The sequence below is a fragment of the Cognaticolwellia beringensis genome (genome assembly GCF_002076895.1).
Taxonomy (GTDB): Bacteria; Pseudomonadota; Gammaproteobacteria; order Enterobacterales; family Alteromonadaceae; genus Cognaticolwellia; species Cognaticolwellia beringensis.
In genome coordinates this window covers 2,513,817-2,533,473 of the sequence record NZ_CP020465.1, presented here as the reverse complement: position 1 = coordinate 2,533,473, position 19,657 = coordinate 2,513,817, and the positions used below count along the sequence as shown (strand labels likewise).

At 39.1% G+C, this 19,657-nt stretch carries 17 protein-coding genes; 11 read left to right on the top strand and 6 right to left on the bottom strand.

Features of this window, described 5'->3' with window-relative positions; genetic code table 11:
• Positions 1-2: 2 nt before the first annotated feature.
• Both B5D82_RS10820 and B5D82_RS10815 read right to left on the bottom strand, forming a co-directional pair.
• Positions 3-1,232: a hypothetical protein gene (locus B5D82_RS10820; RefSeq protein ID WP_081151474.1), complete on the bottom strand. Its 1,230-nt coding sequence runs from the start codon at positions 1,230-1,232 to the stop codon at positions 3-5.
• Positions 1,204-1,653: a hypothetical protein gene (locus B5D82_RS10815; protein ID WP_157673878.1), complete on the bottom strand. Its 450-nt coding sequence runs from the start codon at positions 1,651-1,653 to the stop codon at positions 1,204-1,206. Before B5D82_RS10815 ends, B5D82_RS10820 begins: the two co-directional genes overlap by 29 nt.
• A 294-nt stretch (positions 1,654-1,947) precedes the next feature.
• On the opposite strand from B5D82_RS10815, the gene aroQ reads away from it, so the two are divergent.
• The 4 genes from aroQ to B5D82_RS10795 all read left to right on the top strand — a co-directional run bounded on the left by aroQ (position 1,948) and on the right by B5D82_RS10795 (position 4,599).
• Positions 1,948-2,397, top strand: a complete 450-nt coding sequence (gene aroQ / locus B5D82_RS10810; protein WP_081151471.1) for a type II 3-dehydroquinate dehydratase — start codon at positions 1,948-1,950, stop codon at positions 2,395-2,397.
• 129 nt (positions 2,398-2,526) lie between these two features.
• Positions 2,527-2,967 carry an acetyl-CoA carboxylase biotin carboxyl carrier protein gene (gene accB / locus B5D82_RS10805; RefSeq protein ID WP_081151470.1) on the top strand — a complete coding sequence of 147 codons (441 nt, stop codon included), beginning with the start codon at positions 2,527-2,529 and terminating at the stop codon, positions 2,965-2,967.
• 23 nt (positions 2,968-2,990) lie between these two features.
• On the top strand, positions 2,991-4,337 hold the full coding sequence (gene accC / locus B5D82_RS10800; RefSeq protein WP_081151467.1) for an acetyl-CoA carboxylase biotin carboxylase subunit: 1,347 nt from the start codon (positions 2,991-2,993) through the stop codon (positions 4,335-4,337).
• Positions 4,338-4,425: 88 nt separating this feature from the next.
• Positions 4,426-4,599 (top strand): oxidoreductase-like domain-containing protein, encoded by a 174-nt coding sequence (locus B5D82_RS10795; RefSeq protein WP_081151465.1) that lies wholly within the window; start codon positions 4,426-4,428, stop codon positions 4,597-4,599.
• Positions 4,600-4,700: 101 nt separating this feature from the next.
• Here the strand turns inward: B5D82_RS10795 and B5D82_RS10790 are convergent, their stop codons facing one another.
• Entirely contained in the window at positions 4,701-5,894 is a 1,194-nt protein-coding gene (locus B5D82_RS10790) for a multidrug effflux MFS transporter (protein ID WP_081151464.1), read from the bottom strand.
• A 21-nt stretch (positions 5,895-5,915) separates the two neighbouring features.
• A complete protein-coding gene (locus tag B5D82_RS10785; protein WP_081151463.1) occupies positions 5,916-7,361 on the bottom strand; it encodes an aminotransferase-like domain-containing protein in 1,446 nt (481 codons plus the stop codon).
• A 358-nt stretch (positions 7,362-7,719) separates the two neighbouring features.
• On the opposite strand from B5D82_RS10785, the gene B5D82_RS10780 reads away from it, so the two are divergent.
• Positions 7,720-8,685, top strand: coding sequence for a DMT family transporter (locus B5D82_RS10780; RefSeq protein WP_081151460.1), 966 nt, complete (start codon positions 7,720-7,722; stop codon positions 8,683-8,685).
• Between the two features lie 132 nt (positions 8,686-8,817).
• Here B5D82_RS10780 and speB read toward each other — a convergent pair whose 3' ends face one another.
• Both speB and B5D82_RS10770 read right to left on the bottom strand, forming a co-directional pair.
• A complete protein-coding gene (gene speB, locus B5D82_RS10775; RefSeq protein ID WP_081151457.1) occupies positions 8,818-9,633 on the bottom strand; it encodes an agmatinase in 816 nt (271 codons plus the stop codon).
• 110 nt (positions 9,634-9,743) lie between these two features.
• Positions 9,744-12,179: a zinc-dependent metalloprotease gene (locus B5D82_RS10770; protein WP_081151455.1), complete on the bottom strand. Its 2,436-nt coding sequence runs from the start codon at positions 12,177-12,179 to the stop codon at positions 9,744-9,746.
• Between the two features lie 293 nt (positions 12,180-12,472).
• Between B5D82_RS10770 and B5D82_RS10765 the strand changes: the two genes are divergently transcribed.
• From B5D82_RS10765 to B5D82_RS10740, 6 genes are all read left to right on the top strand, one after another.
• On the top strand, positions 12,473-13,441 hold the full coding sequence (locus tag B5D82_RS10765; protein WP_081151452.1) for a class 1 fructose-bisphosphatase: 969 nt from the start codon (positions 12,473-12,475) through the stop codon (positions 13,439-13,441).
• Between the two features lie 208 nt (positions 13,442-13,649).
• Entirely contained in the window at positions 13,650-15,188 is a 1,539-nt protein-coding gene (locus B5D82_RS10760) for a methyl-accepting chemotaxis protein (RefSeq protein WP_081151450.1), read from the top strand.
• A 329-nt stretch (positions 15,189-15,517) separates the two neighbouring features.
• Positions 15,518-16,060 carry a GbsR/MarR family transcriptional regulator gene (locus B5D82_RS10755; protein WP_081151447.1) on the top strand — a complete coding sequence of 181 codons (543 nt, stop codon included), beginning with the start codon at positions 15,518-15,520 and terminating at the stop codon, positions 16,058-16,060.
• Positions 16,061-16,214: 154 nt separating this feature from the next.
• Positions 16,215-17,579, top strand: coding sequence for a cytochrome ubiquinol oxidase subunit I (locus B5D82_RS10750; protein WP_081154451.1), 1,365 nt, complete (start codon positions 16,215-16,217; stop codon positions 17,577-17,579).
• Complete coding sequence (locus B5D82_RS10745; RefSeq protein ID WP_081151445.1) at positions 17,579-18,580, top strand: cytochrome d ubiquinol oxidase subunit II; 1,002 nt, start codon at positions 17,579-17,581, stop codon at positions 18,578-18,580. The genes B5D82_RS10750 and B5D82_RS10745 overlap by 1 nt, the downstream gene beginning before the upstream one ends.
• A gap of 144 nt (positions 18,581-18,724) precedes the next feature.
• On the top strand, positions 18,725-19,651 hold the full coding sequence (locus tag B5D82_RS10740) for a manganese-dependent inorganic pyrophosphatase (protein WP_081151443.1): 927 nt from the start codon (positions 18,725-18,727) through the stop codon (positions 19,649-19,651).
• The last annotated feature ends 6 nt before the right edge of the window (positions 19,652-19,657 follow it).

Below are 19,657 nucleotides of genomic sequence, written 5' to 3'. Positions count from 1 at the left end.
GATTAAAACCAATACATTAATTGAATCGCCCAAACCTGCCAATTTTTACTATCGTTCGCGATAGGGTCTGGTTGCACAATTGGCGAAAGTCTAGCCCCCCCTTGCATCCAATGGTACTCTACATTTACTCGTAAATTACTGGAAAAGTCATACGAAAGAGCAATCATATTATCATTGTGAAATCCAAAGTATGCCGGTATTAAACCGCCACTGTTCTGTGCTAATTTACTGCCGTTTTTATCATCTTTATTTGCATAAAACCTTTCGTGACGTGTTATTACCGATAAATTGCTTTCAAGGTTATAACTTGCTTGAATATAATATCCTTGGCCTTTTTCATCTCGGTAAAAATCAGGAGTGTAAAAGCCTTTCGTAACAAATCTCTCTTGAAAAAACTCTGCACTAAATTGCCAAAACTCACCTTCATATAAAGCACTCGCCGTATAAAACTGGAATACAAAATCACTATCTACATAATTATCTACTTGAGCTTGGTTGTACTGAAAAGTTGCATCAAGAGCAGATATACCAAATCGCCATCCTGAAAACGACGGATGCCAATATAAACTCGCTTGAGTATCAAAATCATGTGCCATGCGGCCAAGAGCAAGCTGACCTAAAAGAACACTCGATTGTTTCTTTGAAATATCACTTTTACCTCGGCTAAAGTTAAAGTCAAATTCCCCCAAGTAATCATTATTATAAGTTAATTTAACCGCAGCACCATCACCACCAACAGCCACATCCCTAAAACCATCAAAATAAGTCACTTGCGGATTAATTATTGACGGGCGAGCAAACGGGATATCTCGAGTACTGGAATATAGCCAATGGTTGTTTTTTACACGTCCGATATAAAAGCTCGCTTGCCAAGCGTCATTATGAAATGCGCCCCACTCCAATAATAAGTAATCTACACGCAGTCCTGGGTGATAACGATTTCCACCATTGAGGTAAACCGCTTGACCTGCGATGCGGAAATCATCATTAAGTTGATACGATGCATTGATACCGACTTCAGTTAGCTCTAATGAAATGCTTTCATCAGTATTAATGAAATTACTGTTATTGGCATCAATAACTCCTTGTGCAACAAAACCATGAATTTGTAGCGGTTCAGTTTTAATTTCAGCAGCATTTAAGTTTAATGATAAACATAAGCTAAGTAGTATACTGAGATAATAGCTTGATAATTTTTCTGGTCTAATCATCAATTTTAATGATGTTAACATCCTTGACCTCCAATGAATTTTCCACATAACCAATAGCACCCTTAGTCGATTTTACGGCATGAATCAGCTCGCTTTCGGTAGCGACTTCAATAGGGGCAACACCGTAGCCCGAAAATGTTAGTTTGTGCCATATACGATCAAGTTGATAAGGAAATAAACGTAATTGTTCTCGACAAAACTGTTGATGTAGCGGATTTTTACTTGCAAGAACATACACTACGATAGGAATACCATTTTGCCAATGGACCTGCCTCATAGAGTAAATGCGTCGCAGTTGAGTAACGGACAACGTTGTGGTCTCGGCCGTTATATTTGAAATAACATTTATTGCATTTACTTGGGGACTAAAAAGTAAAATAACGGCTACAATATGAATAAAGATGGTTTTAATATTTTCATCCTTGTAATTAACAGAAGACAACACGACAACATTTAAATAATAACTTACTTATCCCGTTATCAGTTAAATCCCTGAATTAATTAAAATTCCTATAACATATATTTTAGTAAATTTATCATAACTTACCTAACATTTATTCTCTTTATTTTACCTCACAAGTCATTAGACCAGTATTTTGCTGCTATATTCTGCGAAAACACTATAATAATCGTCAAATGAGATTAATTGTGACATTTGGTCAAAAGTAATTTAACCACACAGTTAAATATGACATGATACTAGTATTACATATCAATTAAGGTGTTTTTACCGAAGATGACTACAAAGTTTAACATTTTAGTTCTAAATGGTCCTAACTTAAATATGTTGGGTAAGCGTGAGCCTACTATTTATGGTTCATCATCGTTAACTGAAATTATGACAAACCTAGCAAGCATTGCCAATAAAGCTAATGTACAGCTAAGTCATAAACAGTCAAATGCAGAGCACGTATTGCTTGACGAAATTCATGCAAGCTTTGAAAAAGTGGACTTTATTATAATAAACCCGGCTGCTTTTACGCATACTAGTGTTGCGCTTAGGGATGCATTATTATCAGTTAACATACCCTTTATTGAAGTCCATTTATCTAATGTGCATGCGCGAGAATCGTTTAGGCAGCATTCATATTTATCTGATATTGCCGTCGGTGTCATTAGCGGCTTAGGTGCAAAAGGTTATGAATATGCCTTGGCTGCTGCAACAAATTGGTTAGAAAAAAAATAACACCAAACGGGTAAATTATTACGCACTTAGTTGTAATTAAATCTGGTTGGCATAAGTAAATAAACTCTTAAGTGGCGCTGTTCATTTAAGTTTTCTCACATAAATTTAAAATGATAAAAAGGTATTCAAATGGATATTCGTAAAATTAAAAAGTTAATTGAATTAGTTGAAGAGTCTGGAATCAACGAATTAGAAATTTCTGAAGGCGAAGAATCAGTACGCATTAGCCGTGGTGGCACAATTATGCACGCCGCACCTATGATGCATGCAGCTCCGGCTCCTGCACCCATTGCTGCTCCTGTTGCTGCAACCGAAGCTGCGGCTCCAGTAGTATCAGGTCATGTAGTTCGTTCTCCAATGGTAGGTACTTTCTATTCAGCCGGCTCACCTGACGCGCCTGCATTTGTTGAAGTTGGCCAGCACGTTAACTCTGGCGATACACTATGTATCCTAGAAGCGATGAAAATGATGAACCAAATCGAAGCCGATAAATCAGGTGTTATCAAACAAATTTTAGCAGTAAACGAAGACGCTATTGAATTTGATCAACCGCTATTCATCATTGAATAAGCCCAACAATTAAGGGTATTTTCATGTTAGATAAAGTTGTTATCGCCAATCGCGGCGAAATTGCCTTAAGAATATTGCGCGCTTGTAAAGAGCTTGGCATTAAAACGGTTGCTGTGCATTCAACGGCCGATAAAAATCTTAAGCACGTATTATTAGCCGACGAAACCATTTGTATTGGTAAACCTTCGGCGATGGATAGTTATTTAAACATTCCAGCTATTATTACTGCTGCAGAAGTTACTGATGCAGTAGCAATTCATCCTGGCTATGGTTTTCTTGCAGAAAATGCTGATTTTGCTGAACAAGTAGAAAAATCAGGTTTTGCCTTTATTGGCCCTAAGGCGGAAAGTATCCGTTTAATGGGTGATAAAGTATCGGCAATTAAAGCGATGAAAGCTGCCGGTGTTCCTTGTGTTCCCGGCTCTGATGGCCCATTAACCGATGATGCTGCAGCCAATTTAGCGCATGGTAAGCGTATTGGCTACCCGGTAATCATCAAAGCCTCTGGTGGTGGTGGTGGTCGTGGTATGCGCGTAGTGCGTAGTGAAGAAGATTTAGTTGAAGCGATACAAATGACCAAATCTGAAGCGCGTTCTACCTTCAATAATGACATGGTTTACATGGAGAAATTCCTTGAAAATCCACGTCACGTTGAAGTACAGATCATGGCTGACGGTCAAGGTTGCGCTATTCACCTAGGTGAGCGAGATTGTTCAATGCAACGTCGCCACCAAAAAGTCGTTGAAGAAGCTCCTGCACCAGGTATAACACCTGAAATGCGCGCAAAAATTGGTGAGCGCTGTTGTAATGCTTGTATCAAAATAAACTATCGTGGCGCCGGTACTTTTGAATTTTTATATGAGAACGGCGAGTTTTATTTCATTGAAATGAATACCCGTATCCAAGTTGAGCATACCATTACCGAAATGGTTACTGGCGTAGACTTAGTTAAAGAGCAGCTGCGCATTGCTGCAGGTCAACCTCTATCGTATACCCAAGAAGATATTAAAATTTCTGGTCATGCCATAGAGTGTCGTATTAATGCTGAAGACCCGCGTAGCTTTATTCCGTCACCGGGGAAAATCACCCGTTTTCACCCACCAGGTGGCTTAGGCGTTCGTTGGGACTCACATATTTACGCAGATTATTCGGTACCACCACACTATGACTCCATGATCGGTAAGTTGATCACTTGGGGTGATAACCGTGATGTTGCTATTGCCCGTATGCGTAATGCATTGAGTGAATTGGTTATTGATGGCATTAGAACTAACATTGCTTTACACCAAGATATTTTAAGTGACCAAGGCTTTATCAATGGTGGTGCTAATATTCACTACCTTGAAAAGAAGCTTTCTGAATTAGAATAAAGCTAAAGCTGTTATCTGAAAAAAGCTCTGCGTGCAGAGCTTTTTTTATTTATAATTAATTTAACAATAGAATAACGCTGTAAACCTTATGACTGACTTACTAGAAAAACCCTTTCCACCTGCCGATGACGATTGTTGTGGTGGTGGTGCATGTAACCCTTGTGTGTGGGATCATTACTACGCAGAGCGAAAAAAGTGGCGCTTACAGCAAGTAGAATTAAAAGCTGCCAAAGAGCAGAACAATCCCAAAATTGACGATTAGTTATATCAGGTAATGGTGGCTATGATTTAACTGTTAAATCGCACTATATCCCAATAACCATACCCCATTAACTATATCCCATTAAAAATCTGGCTATAATTTTATCCTTCTTCAACATTACTATGCTGCCGACTTCGTATTAACTGACAGATAATAACAAGATAAATAGACCCTGCCATTAAAAGTGCAAAAGGTAAGGCACTGCCATCATAAGATACCGCTAAAATGGGCCCCGCAAGTGCGCCAACACCAAAACGTAAAGTGCCATTTACTGCTGTGGCTGTGCCGCTATGTTCAACAAACTCTTGTAAAATTAAGGCGTCTGCATTAACCGAAATCATCGATAAGCTGCCCATTAACGGTAAAATAGCCAAGACATAATAGACAAGAGATAAGGAGAATATATTGGCCATCAATAAACTTGTTGCCGCCACTCCTGCTAGTGCGACACCATAACGTAACATTTTTCGAGAGCCTACTCGGCCTACCAATCTTGTGTTTATAAAGTGTGCACTCATCAAAGCAAAAACATTAACAGCAAATAACACACTAAACTCAAACTCAGACACCTTAAATACGGTTAAATATACAAATGGAATAGCAGTTATATAGCTGAAAAAAGCTAACGCCACCATCATAATAGTTAATAAATCAAACCGGGCGGCACGGTTACTAAAAACAATTTTATAACGTTTAGCGACACTATAAGTGACCGTTGTTTTTGCGGCTTTAACATCAGGTAAGTAAAAAAAGCTGAAAATAAAAACAATAAAAGCATACCCAGCTAAGACATAAAATATCATTTGCCAACTATCCAGCAGTAATATACTACCAATACTAGGTGCTATCATTGGCGCCAGCATCATGATCATGCTGACATACGATAATCCTTTTGCGGTGTCTTTACCGTAAAGCTGTCTAATAATTCCAGGCACAACCACAGTCGCAGCGCTACTGATTAATGCTTGGAAAAATCGTAAGGTGATAAATTGTTCAATATTTTGTGCCAATGTTAGTGCCAACGTTGTCAATATAAAGCCCAGTAGACCAATCATAACTAACGTCCGACGAGAGTATTTGTCTGCCATCGGTCCAAAAACTAAAAGCCCAACCGCATAACCTAATAAATAAATACTTAAACTGTTTTGCACCAGCGGCATTTTTGTCGAAAAATACTCAGCAAGCTCGGGCATGCCAGGTAAATACATATCAATGGCTAAGGGAGAAACCGCGATTATAGCGGCTAATAATGGTAATATTAATTTTAAAGATATTTTTACGCTGTGCTCTGTCACTGATGCTGTTTCCTAGTGTTTTTACGATTCAGGATAATCATGAACTAACTTACCCAGTACCTGTATAGCTTGGTCTATTTTTTCGCTCCACTGCACACCGTAGCTAATGCGCATATAGTTTTTATACTTTCCAGAAGGTGAAAAAATTTCTCCCGGTGCAAAGTTTACTCCCTGAGCAATAGCTTGTTTAAAAAACTGACTAGTATCAACATGCGAGCGACAACGAACCCACAAAACACTGCCGCCTTTAGGTTTCGAAATACACACTTGCTCAGGAAAATACTGTGCGATTAACGCGCGCATTCGCTCACAGTTATAACGCAGGGTTTTTCTAAGTACCTGTAAATGCCTATCGTACTCACCACTCATTAAGTAATCGCTTAATGTCCATTGCTGTAACATAGAGGTAGAACACGATTGTGCCCTTTTAATACGCTTAGCTTTTTCTTCAAATTTACCCGGTAACAACCAACCTATGCGATAACCCGGCGCCGCTGTTTTTGAAAATGATGAGCAGGTTAATACTAAGCCTTTCTCTGAATATAGCTGTGCAGGCACAGGACGTTGCTCAGTAAAATACAAATCGCTATAAACTTCATCCTCTATTAACGCTATGTCATTTTTCTCCAATAACTTGACCATTGTTTGTCGTTTATTATCAGGCATCATGGACCCTAACGGGTTGCTAATCGCAGTTGAAAATAAACATGCTTTTACCGGGTGTTGCTCAATAACTTTAGCTAATTCGGCGACACAAACGCCTTCTTCTGTGCAGGTATAAACCTCTAAAACCTTCATTCCAAGACTTTCAATCAGTTCAATTAGGCCAAAGTAGCAAGGAGACTCAACAGCGATAATATCACCTCGTTCGGCAACACACTGCAATGCAATAGATAGAGCTTCTTGTGCACCATTAGTAATAATTAAATCTTCGTGATTAACCAAAACGCCATGTTCTTGATAACGAAAAGCTAGATTCATGCGTAATTTAGGATCGCCATTAATAGGGCCATAACTCACTGCTTTTTCAGAAACTCGGCTCAACACCGAGCGCATCATTCTCGCAAGTGTTTTATCTGGGGGATGTGCATTTACTGGATTGGATATACCCAAGGCAACGGAGTCATGCATGTGTACTGCTTCATAAACCTGTTCGATTAAACTGCGGCATGATATTTCGACAGGCTCGCAGCTAGCCCATTTAGCGCGCATTGGTAATAACGTACGTGCTTGTCTAGCTTTTAAATAATAACCCGACTGTGGGCGTGCCGAAATAGCACCTTGACGCTCAAGTTCAAGATATGCCTGCTTCACTGTCGGCACGCTAATCTCAAATTGTCGACTAAGCTTACGTAAGCTTGGTAGTTTGTCACCAGGGCTTATGGCGCCAATTTTTTCCTGATATTCAACAAAGTCGATCACTTGTTGATATAAAAAGTCGGGAGCAGATTTGTCAACTAATCGCATAACTGTATAGGTTGCATTTTTATTTTTCTGTGTATGTTATTAAAACAAAAAATCGGTAAAATGTCTATGCATGACGAGTTGGCAGTTTCTGCAAAAAGTCCTGTTGAATTTGAAACCTAAATTGAATTTACGGTGAATACTTAGCAAAAATATCGATATTCCATTATCGCGGAAACACCGTATAGAAAAGTGCAGTACTATTTCGTCACATGAATACTTTGATGTGCTTCTTATTCATCAATAAACACATCATAAACACCGAAACTATAACGTTCCAAGCAATCATCTGCGGCAATATGAGATGTAATTTACTTTTTCACAGCGAACTTTTCGCTTGCTATACCGTTAAGGGATTAAAATGAACAACACATTTTTATACATAATTACCGTGTTGATATGGGGCTCTACCTGGATAGCAATCAATTACCAATTAGGTGGTGTTGCACCTGAAGTTTCTATTGTCTATCGTTTTGGTTTGGCGGCGATTATTTTATTTACCTACTGTAAATTTAAAGGCTTAACTTTACAGTTTTCGTTGCGCCATCATCTACAATTTTTCCTTTTTGGCATCACTTTATTTAGCTTCAACTACTATTTCCTCTACTCTGCACAACAACACATAAATTCGGCATTAACGTGTATTGCCTTCTCAATGATCATGTTTTTTAACGTTTTCAATGCTCGAATTTGGTACGGCACTAAAATAACACAGCAAGTTTATGTCGGCGGTGCGTTGGGGTTATTAGGCATTGTGACACTATTTTGGCCTCAAATAAGTGATACTCAGTTAGGTCCCGAGACCTTATTAGGTCTAGGGCTTTGCATTATGGGAACTTTGATCGCATCTACAGGCAACATGTTGTCAATGAAGAATCAGCAAATGAAATTGCCGCTTATACCTGCAATGGCATGGGGGATGGCATACGGCGCAGTTTTTATGGCGGTAATCGTCGTTATTCAAGGTAAAAGCTTCAACTTTGACTATACATTTGCTTATGTAAGCTCATTGCTTTATTTGACTATTTTTGGCTCTGTTATTGCGTTTGCTAGTTATTTAACATTGCTCAATCGTATTGGTGCGCACAAGGCATCTTATGCTTCAATTATGTTTCCAGCCGTTGCTGTTATCATTTCAACGATTGTTGAAGGATTTTCTTGGTCTACCTATACCTTCGCAGGCTTATTATTTATTTTAGCCGGTAACCTGGTGGTTCTTATTCGGCCTAAGCAGCAGTTACCAAGTGCTAGCTTTTCAGAAAAGCCTACATATGAAGCAGAGCAAGTAAGTATAGATCAAACAGAGATGAAGACACAGCGCTTATAATCATATTTAACATTTCCAACCGATCAACTTTTGTGCGTAATTCACTTATCACTAAGTGCTAATTGCACAACGGCGCTGAATACCTTCCGGTTCAGCGCCGTTTTTCTTCTTTCTGTAACAAAGTTACAATGTCTATATCGCAATAAGCATTTTACCGGCAACTTCCTTCACTAACTTTGCAGCTAACTGAGCAGTCATGTTGTCAATATCTTTATTAGGATTAAACTCGACAATATCAGCGCCGACAAGTGGTGTATTAATTTGATGGATAAGATTGATCACTTCACGACTTGTTAAACCCCCTGGCTCTCGATGTGATACCCCCGGCGCAAAGGCAGGATCAATACCATCGATATCAAGTGACAAATACACAGGGTGCTCAAATACTAACGGCTGCGACAATGGCCAATGCCTCATCTCTAAAGATTCGACATTAAATTTTGTGATTTGTTCGGTTTGATGCAAGTTTAACGTTCGTATACCTACTTGCACTAAGCGCTCACATAAACCGTCTTCCATTACTCTTGCAAAAGGACAAGCGTTTGAATAACGATTACCTTTAAAAGAGTCATACAAATCTGAATGAGCATCTATATGTAATATGGTAATTTTATCAAAAGCTTTACGGTAACTTTTTAAGATGGGATAACTAATACTGTGATCCCCTCCTAAAGTTAAAATACGATTATTTTCAGATAATAGCTGATCACAACGGCGCTCTATTTCGTCAATGAAATTATCAGACGGCGCGATATTAACATCACCAGCATCAAGCCATTGCTTTGACTCGCGCAAATTCACACCTAACTCTGAAGCACCATTTAATGAGCCATGGTTTAGCACTTCTCGAATCTTACTTGGTGCTAATGCAGGCCCACGCTCGAATGAAGAATTATCATCAAATGGGACGCCTAAAAGTGCGACTTTGAATATTTTGTTTTCAGTCATGTTATTGCCTTTGAAAAGCGCCAATTGATACGGCGCATTTACCTGATAAGCCATGCTTAATTATTCACTAAAAATGGCTCATATAAACGATTTACCTTTATAGACTGTATTTAATAACTACCAATAGGCGAACCTGGCGGTAGTGTTATCTTAGATGCCGGAGCAGACGACTTATCATGCGCTAAACTGTAATTAATTTGCTGCGCTAGTAACTGGAAGTGGGCAAGAGCGCCTTTGTATTTTCGTGTGCTACGCTTATCAGTTAACCATTGTGTTAAATCAACTAATGTCACATAAACTTCAGCTTTAACTTCTGGTACCAATGTTTTGCTATGCCACAGTGCAATTAAATGCTCGACCAATTGCTGGTTTACTCGTTGCTGTACCAACAGTTGCGTGGCGGTTTTCGGCGCAGACTTAATCGAGTTATTAACCACTTTATTCAGTAAGAATGCTACCGATGGAATATCTTCATCAAGCATGCTTTGCTGCTGCAACCGAGCTAACCTTTCAGCATTCAATAATAGCGACAAAACCTGTTTAGCACTTGCTTCTGCGGCACTGATAGGATCAAATGTTATCCCTGTCTGGCTAGTAAAACTCTCTCTATCACGGCTGTACCCATAGGCTTTGGGTGGTATTAAGGCCGTAATTTTAGCTGGCAGTGTTAATGTTTTTGCTGAAAGCGTAACCAGTAAAGCATCAAGTGCTGCTTGTTGTGAGTTAGCAGGAACTATTTGCTGCTGATTAGTAAATTTTTCGCTGCGCAGTTGATAGCCATAGTCGACACCAGCAATTAATTTTGCAGTAGCTTCCACCTGAAAACGGTGAAAATTATAAATAGGTACTAATACTTGTTCAAGTTCAGACATAGGCGTACCGATAGGAATACTATTTAAACCAAAGTTCTCTAATGCTAACGCTCTAACGTCTAATACTCGCATTAACTCTTTAGCGGCATCTTTGCCATTGTCCCACAAATGTCCGGTAGCATGCGCACCTGAACTCGGTCTTGCGTCGGGGTCAGAAACATAGGCTAAACCCTTTTGCTGAGTTGTTGCGACCAACTCATTCAAATATTGTGCTTCTTGGGCAGTTTCAACATCAGCATAACCATAAGCAATAACAAACTTATCCCAATCACCGATATCTTCTGCATAAGCGTTAGCTAAACTAACTTGTCCATTATCAATAGTGACTAAAGGATGTGGATAATCCATTACTGACGCACGGTCATTAACACTGGCGGCAAAGTTATGCGCTATACCTAAGGTATGTCCAACCTCATGAGCTGATAGCTGGCGAATGCGCGCCAAAGCCATTTCCTTCATAGCGCTGGTATCTGTATCAGCATTTTTAAACGGTGACGTTAGACCTAAGGCAATTAAATAGTCTTGGCGAACACGCAAAGAGCCTAGCGTTACATGGCCTTTAATTATTTCGCCGGTACGAGGATCAATAACGGATGAACCATAAGACCAACCCCGCGTTGCACGATGTACCCATTGAATAACATTGTAGCGAACATCCATAGGGTCTGCGTCACTTGGTAGTAACTTAACTTGAAAAGCATTTTTGTAACCAATAGCAGTAAAGGCTTGATCCCACCAACGAGCGCCATCTAGCAATGCCGTCTTAACCGGCTCAGGAACGCCAGCATCTAAATAATATATAATCGGCTCAACGGCTTCACTCACTGTCGATAATGAATTTTTCTTATGTAAACGGTGACGAGGAATATTGCGTTTAATCAATGGCTCGTCAATTGCGCTGGCATAATCCGCATAGGAATGTTGCCAAAAACCACTATAAGGGTGGAATTTTCGTGTTTGATAATTATCATCAGGTAACTTGATCAGCGAGTGATGTAAATTAACCGTAACGGCTGAGGCATCGGGTGTAACTGATCGTAAATGTGCACCTGCTTTCGAACCTGTATAAGTAACCGTGGCTTCTAATTCGGTGTTATGTGGAAAAGCTTTCGTTCGCTTTTTATAAACGCCACTGCGTGAACTATCAATTTTATAATCGCCCTGCTTACTACGCTGTAATTGTTCTGACAAATTATGAATATCTGATAACAAAAAAGGCGTGTAATCGATTAAGGTCTTGCTGTTATCTGCTGCCGTATGACTAACTTTAAAGCCCCAAATAATTGAGCTAGCAAATGCTTCGTCTATCGCTTGCTGCTCGAGCTTATTGTCGGTATTGGCGCGGAAGTCAGTATTAAGTTGGCGTAAAAATACTTTGTCACCTACTTTTTCAAAGCGAACTAATCTCGTGTCACCAAGTTGGCCGCGGTCTAAGCCAATATCGTTTGAACCTATACCGTGTGGCAAGCCACTTTGAAATAAAAACTCTTGCTCAAACTGCTCAATTTCTAAAAATACCTTACCTGTTTTATCATCAAGATAAAAAGAAAAATAACCTTGTTGGACCGGCATGTTTTTAATAAATTCAGCGTAACTTTCTTCTGCTTTCGCCTGCACTTGTAATGACAAGCCACAGTAAAAAAACAACACTAATAGTCTAATGCAAAACTTCATTTAATATCCCTGTTTTAAGTAAAATCGAGCGAGTTACAAAAACTCCCCCTTGAGCTAAAATTAAAAAGAATAGAGGTACTAAAAATCCCCCTATTCTTGTTATAATCGGCTTATACCAAGTTGATTAATGATCTGTTCATTTTTAATGCTTAACATGAAAAAGTAGACAGCTTAATTAGTCAAATTGATAATAATTAGCACTTTTGATGCTTTGATAATACATCATAACATCGAAAATTAAATACAATATACTCTGTCATAAGAGTGTGACTCTAAAGTAATTAGGTAACCTGATGCAACGACTAGCTCCCGCCTTACGTGAAGATAATGTACCAACAGATTTAATATCATTAATAGAAACCATTTTAGCGGCAACAAAAGAAATTTCATTTCTTGTTAGCCAAGCTCATCTGGGTGATGTCATGGGCTCTACAGTAGATGAAAATATTCAAGGTGAAGTGCAAAAGAAGTTAGATGTTGTTGCCAACGATTTATTTAAAGACATTCTTTTAGAGTCAGGTCTTGTTAAAGCTATTTCATCGGAAGAAGAAGATACCTCAGTATCAGGCGAAAAAAATGGCAAATTTATTGTTTCATTTGATCCATTAGACGGCAGTTCAAATATCGATATTAACTCATTAATTGGTACTATTTTCTCTATTCATGAAGCGCCAGCTGATATGAATGCGAGTGATCCTGACATGTTTAAACAGTCAGGAAACAAGCAAATATGTGCTGGCTATGTACTTTATGGCCCCGCCACTATGCTAGTAATGACCACTGGCAGTGGTACTCACTTTTATGTCTTAGATCGAACGCACGGTGGTTTCTCGTTAGTAGAACGTAATGTGCAAGTACCACAAGACACGCAAGAATTTGCTATTAATATGTCTAACCAGCGTTTTTGGCAGGCACCTATGCAAGATTACATCAGCGATTTACTCGCAGGAGATACAGGTCCGCGCGGTAAAAATTTCAACATGCGTTGGATTGCCGCTATGGTGGGTGATATTCATCGTGTATTAACTCGTGGCGGCTTATTCACTTATCCTGCCGATAACAAAAACCCTGAAAAGCCTTTCAAACTTCGTTTAATGTATGAAGCAAACCCAATGAGCTTCTTAATTGAGCAAGCCGGTGGTTTAGCCATGACAAGTCAAGGTCGTATTATGGATATTGAACCAACCGATATTCACCAACGTGTTGAAGTTATCATGGGTTCAAAAAATGAAGTAGAAGCTTGTTTAGGCTATTACAAGTAAAAAACTAGTCAATATCACACTTCCATTTAACGCTTCACTAAAACACCTGAATATTTCAGGTGTTTTTTTATTATGGTTTATCGCTTGTTGTTATTTTAGTCACGCCTTTACAACTACATATCCTCATTTAATTATTAAAAAGTGACTAATGTCGCCTATAGTAGTACGATTAATTTTATAATAACGCTCTCACAAGGACGATGGAATTATGAGTCATATAACGACAGTCGAACGTACCTTTACCGCACAAGAACAACTTGTCTCTACCACCGACCTAAACGGTACCATTACCTATGCTAATCCTGAGTTTTGTGAAATTGCAGGCTATAGTTTAGAAGAGTTAATAGGGCAACATCACAATATTGTACGCCACCCTGATATGCCAAAAGCGGCGTTTAAAGATTTATGGGAAAAATTAAAGCGTGGAGACTCATGGCGTGGCATGGTAAAAAATCGCTGTAAAAATGGTGACTATTATTGGGTTGATGCGTATGTCACACCGCTATTTAACAACGGTAAAATAACGGGTTATCAATCCGTTAGAGCTTTTCCCACTGATCAACAAAAAATACAAGCACAACGACTTTACGATAAACTCAATAACGAAAAATCCATTACAGATTTACATGCCAATATTCCCCTCAAACGATTTGCAGCACTTATTTGTGTAATAGCTGTGCTAATTTTTGATTGGATGCTCATAGGCTCAATAACATCAACGTTGATATTATTAGGGTTCCTCGTTGTAATTCTCGGTATTTTCTCTGAAGAACTGATAAAAATACCCAATCATCTTAGTAAAACAAAGTTAATGTTTGATAGCCCATCTAGGCATGTATACCTAGGCAAAGGTATTCTCAACATCATTAATTACCCTGCAGAACTGTACAAAGCTAGAATAAAAACAGTACTCGGACGTAGTAACGATTCAGGCAGAAGGTTAGCAAAACTAGCCGATGAACTAGCTCATACATCAAACGAAATGCTCAGCAGCATTCAAGAAGAAAATGAACATATAAGCCAGTTTTCTTCTGCTATCACAGAAATGAGTACAACGATAAGCGAAGTTAGCGAAAGTACCAGCTTAGCACATGATAAAGTGACTCAAGTGCAAACCGATTGTCAACAAAGTATTGTCACCATCGAGAGTAGTGAAAAGAAAATTACCCAACTTGCCAATGATGTTGAAAATGCCGCTAATAATGCCACTGAATTGGTTTCTGATGTTGATAAAATATCGACGGTAATGAGTGAAATTCAAGGCATTGCGGATCAAACGAATTTGCTGGCTTTAAATGCAGCAATAGAAGCTGCCAGAGCAGGTGAACAAGGTAGAGGATTTGCCGTTGTTGCTGATGAAGTAAGAACATTAGCCAGCAGAACACAAAGTGCCACTGAACAAATCCAATTATCTGTGACTGAATTACAGCGCACCCTAAAGACCTGGAATCAGGTAATGATGACCAATAAAAACCATGCCGATGAATGTTCTGCTGAATCCAATACTATCAAGCAAGCCATGCAAGGCATTATCGAAAACATTCAAAATGTTAATGATATGACAGCCCAAATAGCAACAGCTTCCGAGCAACAAAGTGTGGTTGCTGAGCAGATAACCCAAGGTATTCATAATATTGGCAATATATCTCAACGCAATACCGAATTGGCGGCTGAAGTGACTAGTAAAAGTATTGAGGTCAATAAAAATGCTGAAGCAATAGAAGAGCTTAGTACCAACTTTAGTTAACCGATAAATTACGATTATCACCGTATATTTTTTATTTATTAAAATGGCTACTCAGGTAGCCTTTTATTTACATTATTGAACCCGTTTCGCGGCTTAACCACGCGTAAGTTCAGTTCAGTTCAGCTCAGTTCAGCTCAGTTCAGCTCAGTTCAGTAAGAATTAAACCGCTAACCACCATCAATTAACTATATTTCGCTAACAAATTAACCTCGTACAAAAGTAATAAAACTCGCCATAATTTCCCTTTTATATTAGGTAAAAGCTTGACTTAGATCAAAAAAGGAATACAATTTTCACAAATTACTGAAAATACAGAAAGAACAGTAAGTATGAAAATTACAGCTATGACTCAATCTTTAGTGTTGCACTTTGGCGAAATGGGCTCGCGCTGGGGATTAAACCGCACACTTGGACAAATGTACGCCGTTATTGTCCTGACCGAATCGCCTCTTAATGCCGATCAAATCAGTGAAGCGTTACAAATATCACGTTCAAATGTCAGTATGGGTTTAAAGGAACTTAAGGCCTGGAACTTAATTAAACTACACCATATTCCTGGCGACAGAAAAGAGTACTTTTCAGCACCCAGTGATATTTGGGAAATTGCTCGCACCTTAGTTGTTGAACGAAGGAAACGCGAATTAGACCCAACATTATCTACACTGCGTGATGCCTTAATGGAACAACCTAGCAATGAGTCAGATGAATACGCACAAATGCGCGTTAAACAAATGCATGACCTGATGGAAATGGTGACGCTTTGGACTAATGAAATGCAAGGAATGTCTTCAGAAAAGCTATCCGCTTTACTCAAATTGGGTGAAGGTATTAGTAAATTTTTAGATGTAAAAGACAAGCTATTACTACGATAATAGCTATTAAATTGCCATTATTTAGCACTTACGACATGGCTTAACAACTAAAACGACAGCGCTAAAACAGGTGTCGTTTAACAAGCAATTTACTTAATTAAATGGAGGTCATCACGTGTTAGATGCATCAGCTATTGCTAACGACACAAGTTTCATGCTTTCCCGCATCCAATTTGCTGCCAACATTAGTTTTCATATTTTATTTCCTACCATCAATATCGCCTTGTGTTGGGTATTATTGTTCTTCAAAGTTCGTTTTAATCAAACCCAAGACGAGAGTTGGTTACGCGTTTACCGGTTCTGGGTCAGAATATTTGCGTTAACCTTTGGTATTGGCGTGGTCAGTGGCATTACCATGTCATTCCAGTTTGGTACTAATTGGCCCGGTTATATGGCAACCGTTGGAAATATAGCGGGACCATTACTGGGCTATGAAGTAATGACGGCATTCTTTTTAGAAGCCTCATTTCTTTCAATTATGCTATTTGGTATGGACCGAGTGTCTAATCGCGTACACACCATTGCCACCGTGTTGGTTTCTTTTGGTACCACTTTATCGGCTTTTTGGATTCTATCACTTAACTCATGGATGCATACGCCAGCCGGCTTTGAGATGATTGACGGTGTAGCACACGTTACTAGCTGGCTTGAAGTGATTTTCAACCCCTCTATGCCCTATCGGTTTATGCACATGCTATTGGCCTCAGGATTAACCACAGCATTTCTAATTTCGGGTATTTCTGCTTATCGTCTGCTGAAAGGCGACAATAAAAAGTCAGTTAAACAAGCGCTAAATTTTTCAGTAATCTTAGCCGCGGTGTTGATCCCTATACAAATTTTTGTTGGTGATTTACATGGCTTAAATACCTTTAAAAACCAACCTGCAAAAGTGGCCGCTATGGAGGGTGCTTGGGACACTGAAACCCATGTACCATTATTATTATTCGCTTTACCTAACGAGCAAAAAAGAGAAAATAGCTTTGAAGTAAAAGTGCCCAATATGGCCAGTATCATTTTAACTCATGACTCAGCAGGTGAAGTCAAAGGCTTAAATGACTTTGTTGATAAACACCCACCTGTTGCACCTGTATTTTTCAGTTTTAGGATAATGATAGGTATTGGCGTATTAATGCTGATATTTTCTTGGCTAGCAACATACCAATATGTCATCAAAAAGCGCTACCCACCTTGGTTATTAAAAACAGGTATTGCCATGACATTTTCTGGTTGGTTAGCAACTTTAGCTGGCTGGTATGTAACAGAAATTGGCCGTCAACCATTCTTAGTGACCGGCATATTGCGAACCAAAGACGCGGTTACGACTACGCCGCCTGAGAATATAGCCATGTCTTTAACCTTGTATCTAGTTATTTATGGATTTTTACTGATTGCCTACATTCGTACTTTATTTGTTATGGCAAATCGCGCGGTAGTATTAGAAAAATCAAATGCATCATTAACTGAAACGGGATCGTCTGTCGAACCTAATATTCCCTTAGCTGACGAAGGAGAAAAATAATGATATCCACACCAGTAGATTGGCTACCCATCGTTTTCGTAGGCTTAATGGGCCTATCATTTTTAGTTTACGCGATACTTGATGGCTACGACTTGGGCGTTGGGGTATTACTCCCTTTAGACAACCCTCAACAACGTGACATGATGATTTATTCAATTGGGCCATTTTGGGATGCCAATGAAACCTGGCTCGTTATGGCTATCGGCTTATTATTGATTGCCTTCCCTAATGCTTACTCTCTCATATTTCAAGCATTGTATCTGCCGACCGCTTTGATGTTAGCTGGGCTAATTTTACGAGGTGTTTCGTTCGACTTTCGCACCAAGGCGCTAAGTGCTGATAAAAACAAATGGGAATATGCCTTTAAGTTTGGCTCTTTATTAGCAACATTATCACAAGGCTACATGTTGGGGCGCTATATCACCTCGTTTGAAGATACATGGTTATCACTTGGCTTTTCAGTCTTGTCAGCTATTTGTGTAACGGCAGGTTATTGCTTTATTGGTGCCGCATGGTTAGTAATGAAAACCGAAGGGGAATTACAGCAACGCGCAGCAAAATGGGCAAAATATACCAATATTCTTATGGCTTTGGGTATTGTCGCTGTATGTTTAACTAATCTATTAATTGACCAACAAATTATGAATAAATGGTTAGGTGGAATTCAAGCGATAATGCTGGTTCCAATCACCTTATTACTTGGCTTTACATTTGTAACCGTACATCGCTATTTAGACAAAGTGCCGATGGAAAATGATCTTGGTTGTTGGCTACCCTTTACTGCCGCAGTTATGATATTCATTCTATGTTTTTGTGGTTTAGGCTACAGCTTTTATCCGTACATAGTCCCCTTTAAAACAACCATATTTGAAGCAGCAAGCGCTAGAGAGTCTTTATGGTTTATATTTGTGGGGGCAGCAGTAGTTTTACCGATGATTATTGGTTATACCATATTTTCCTATAAAGTGTTTTGGGGTAAAACGACTAAGCTTAACTACTAAGCTTAGTCGTTAAGCTGTATGAAAAGAGTGCAAATAGTCACTAGGCTAACACTAAGAAATTTTGCTAGAATACGCGCCATATTCTAGACAATACTTATTTAGTAGCGCCGTTATTGAGTTATCGGTGCTTGGAGTTAACAATTTATGCCAGCTTATGCCGTAGGTCACAAAGTACCTGATTCAGATTCAATCTGCTCAGCCATCGCTCTTTCATATTTAAAAACAACGATTGGTGAAGATGTAAGACCCGCACGTTTAGGTGAACTTTCGCCTGAAACTGCATTCATTTTAGAGAAGTTTGGTTTAGAAAAACCTGAGCTAAAATTAACTTTCGCTGACACTGACGGTATTTATGTAGTTGATCACTCAGACCGTATCCAAGGTCCTGACGATATTGATGACAGCACGGTTTTAGGCATTATTGATCACCACAAGTTGGGTGATATTACGACTTCTACCCCGTTAGAGATTTGGGTTCGCCCAGTGGGTTGTACTAACACCATAATTAAAATGATGTACGACTTTCACGATGTTGAAATTCCTAAAAATATCGCTGGCGCCATGATGTGTGCAATTTTATCTGATACGGTGATATTTAAATCTCCAACTTGTACAACTGCTGATATTAAATGTGTTGAGGCCTTAGCTGAAATTGCTGGCATTGAAGATTATAAAGGCTTGGGCATGGAAATGTTCACCGTCAAATCATCTGTCGCCGGCACACCTGTTCGTGAACTTGTGCTTCGAGATTTTAAAGATTTTAACATGAGCGACAACATCGTAGGCATAGGCCAACTAGAAGTAATTGATTTAGCGTTATTCGATGATATGAAAGCTGATTTATATGCAGATCTACAAGCAGTTAAAGAAGAAGGTAATCGTCATACCGTGATGTTGCTACTTACTGACATTATGCAAGAAGGGTCAGAATTACTAGTAGTTAGTGACGACACTAGCATTGTTGAAAAAGCTTATGATATTACTTTGGTTGACGGCAAGGTTTGGCTTCCAGGTGTTATGAGTCGTAAAAAGCAAGTTGTACCACCATTACAAAATACCTTTGCTAAGTAACCTGAA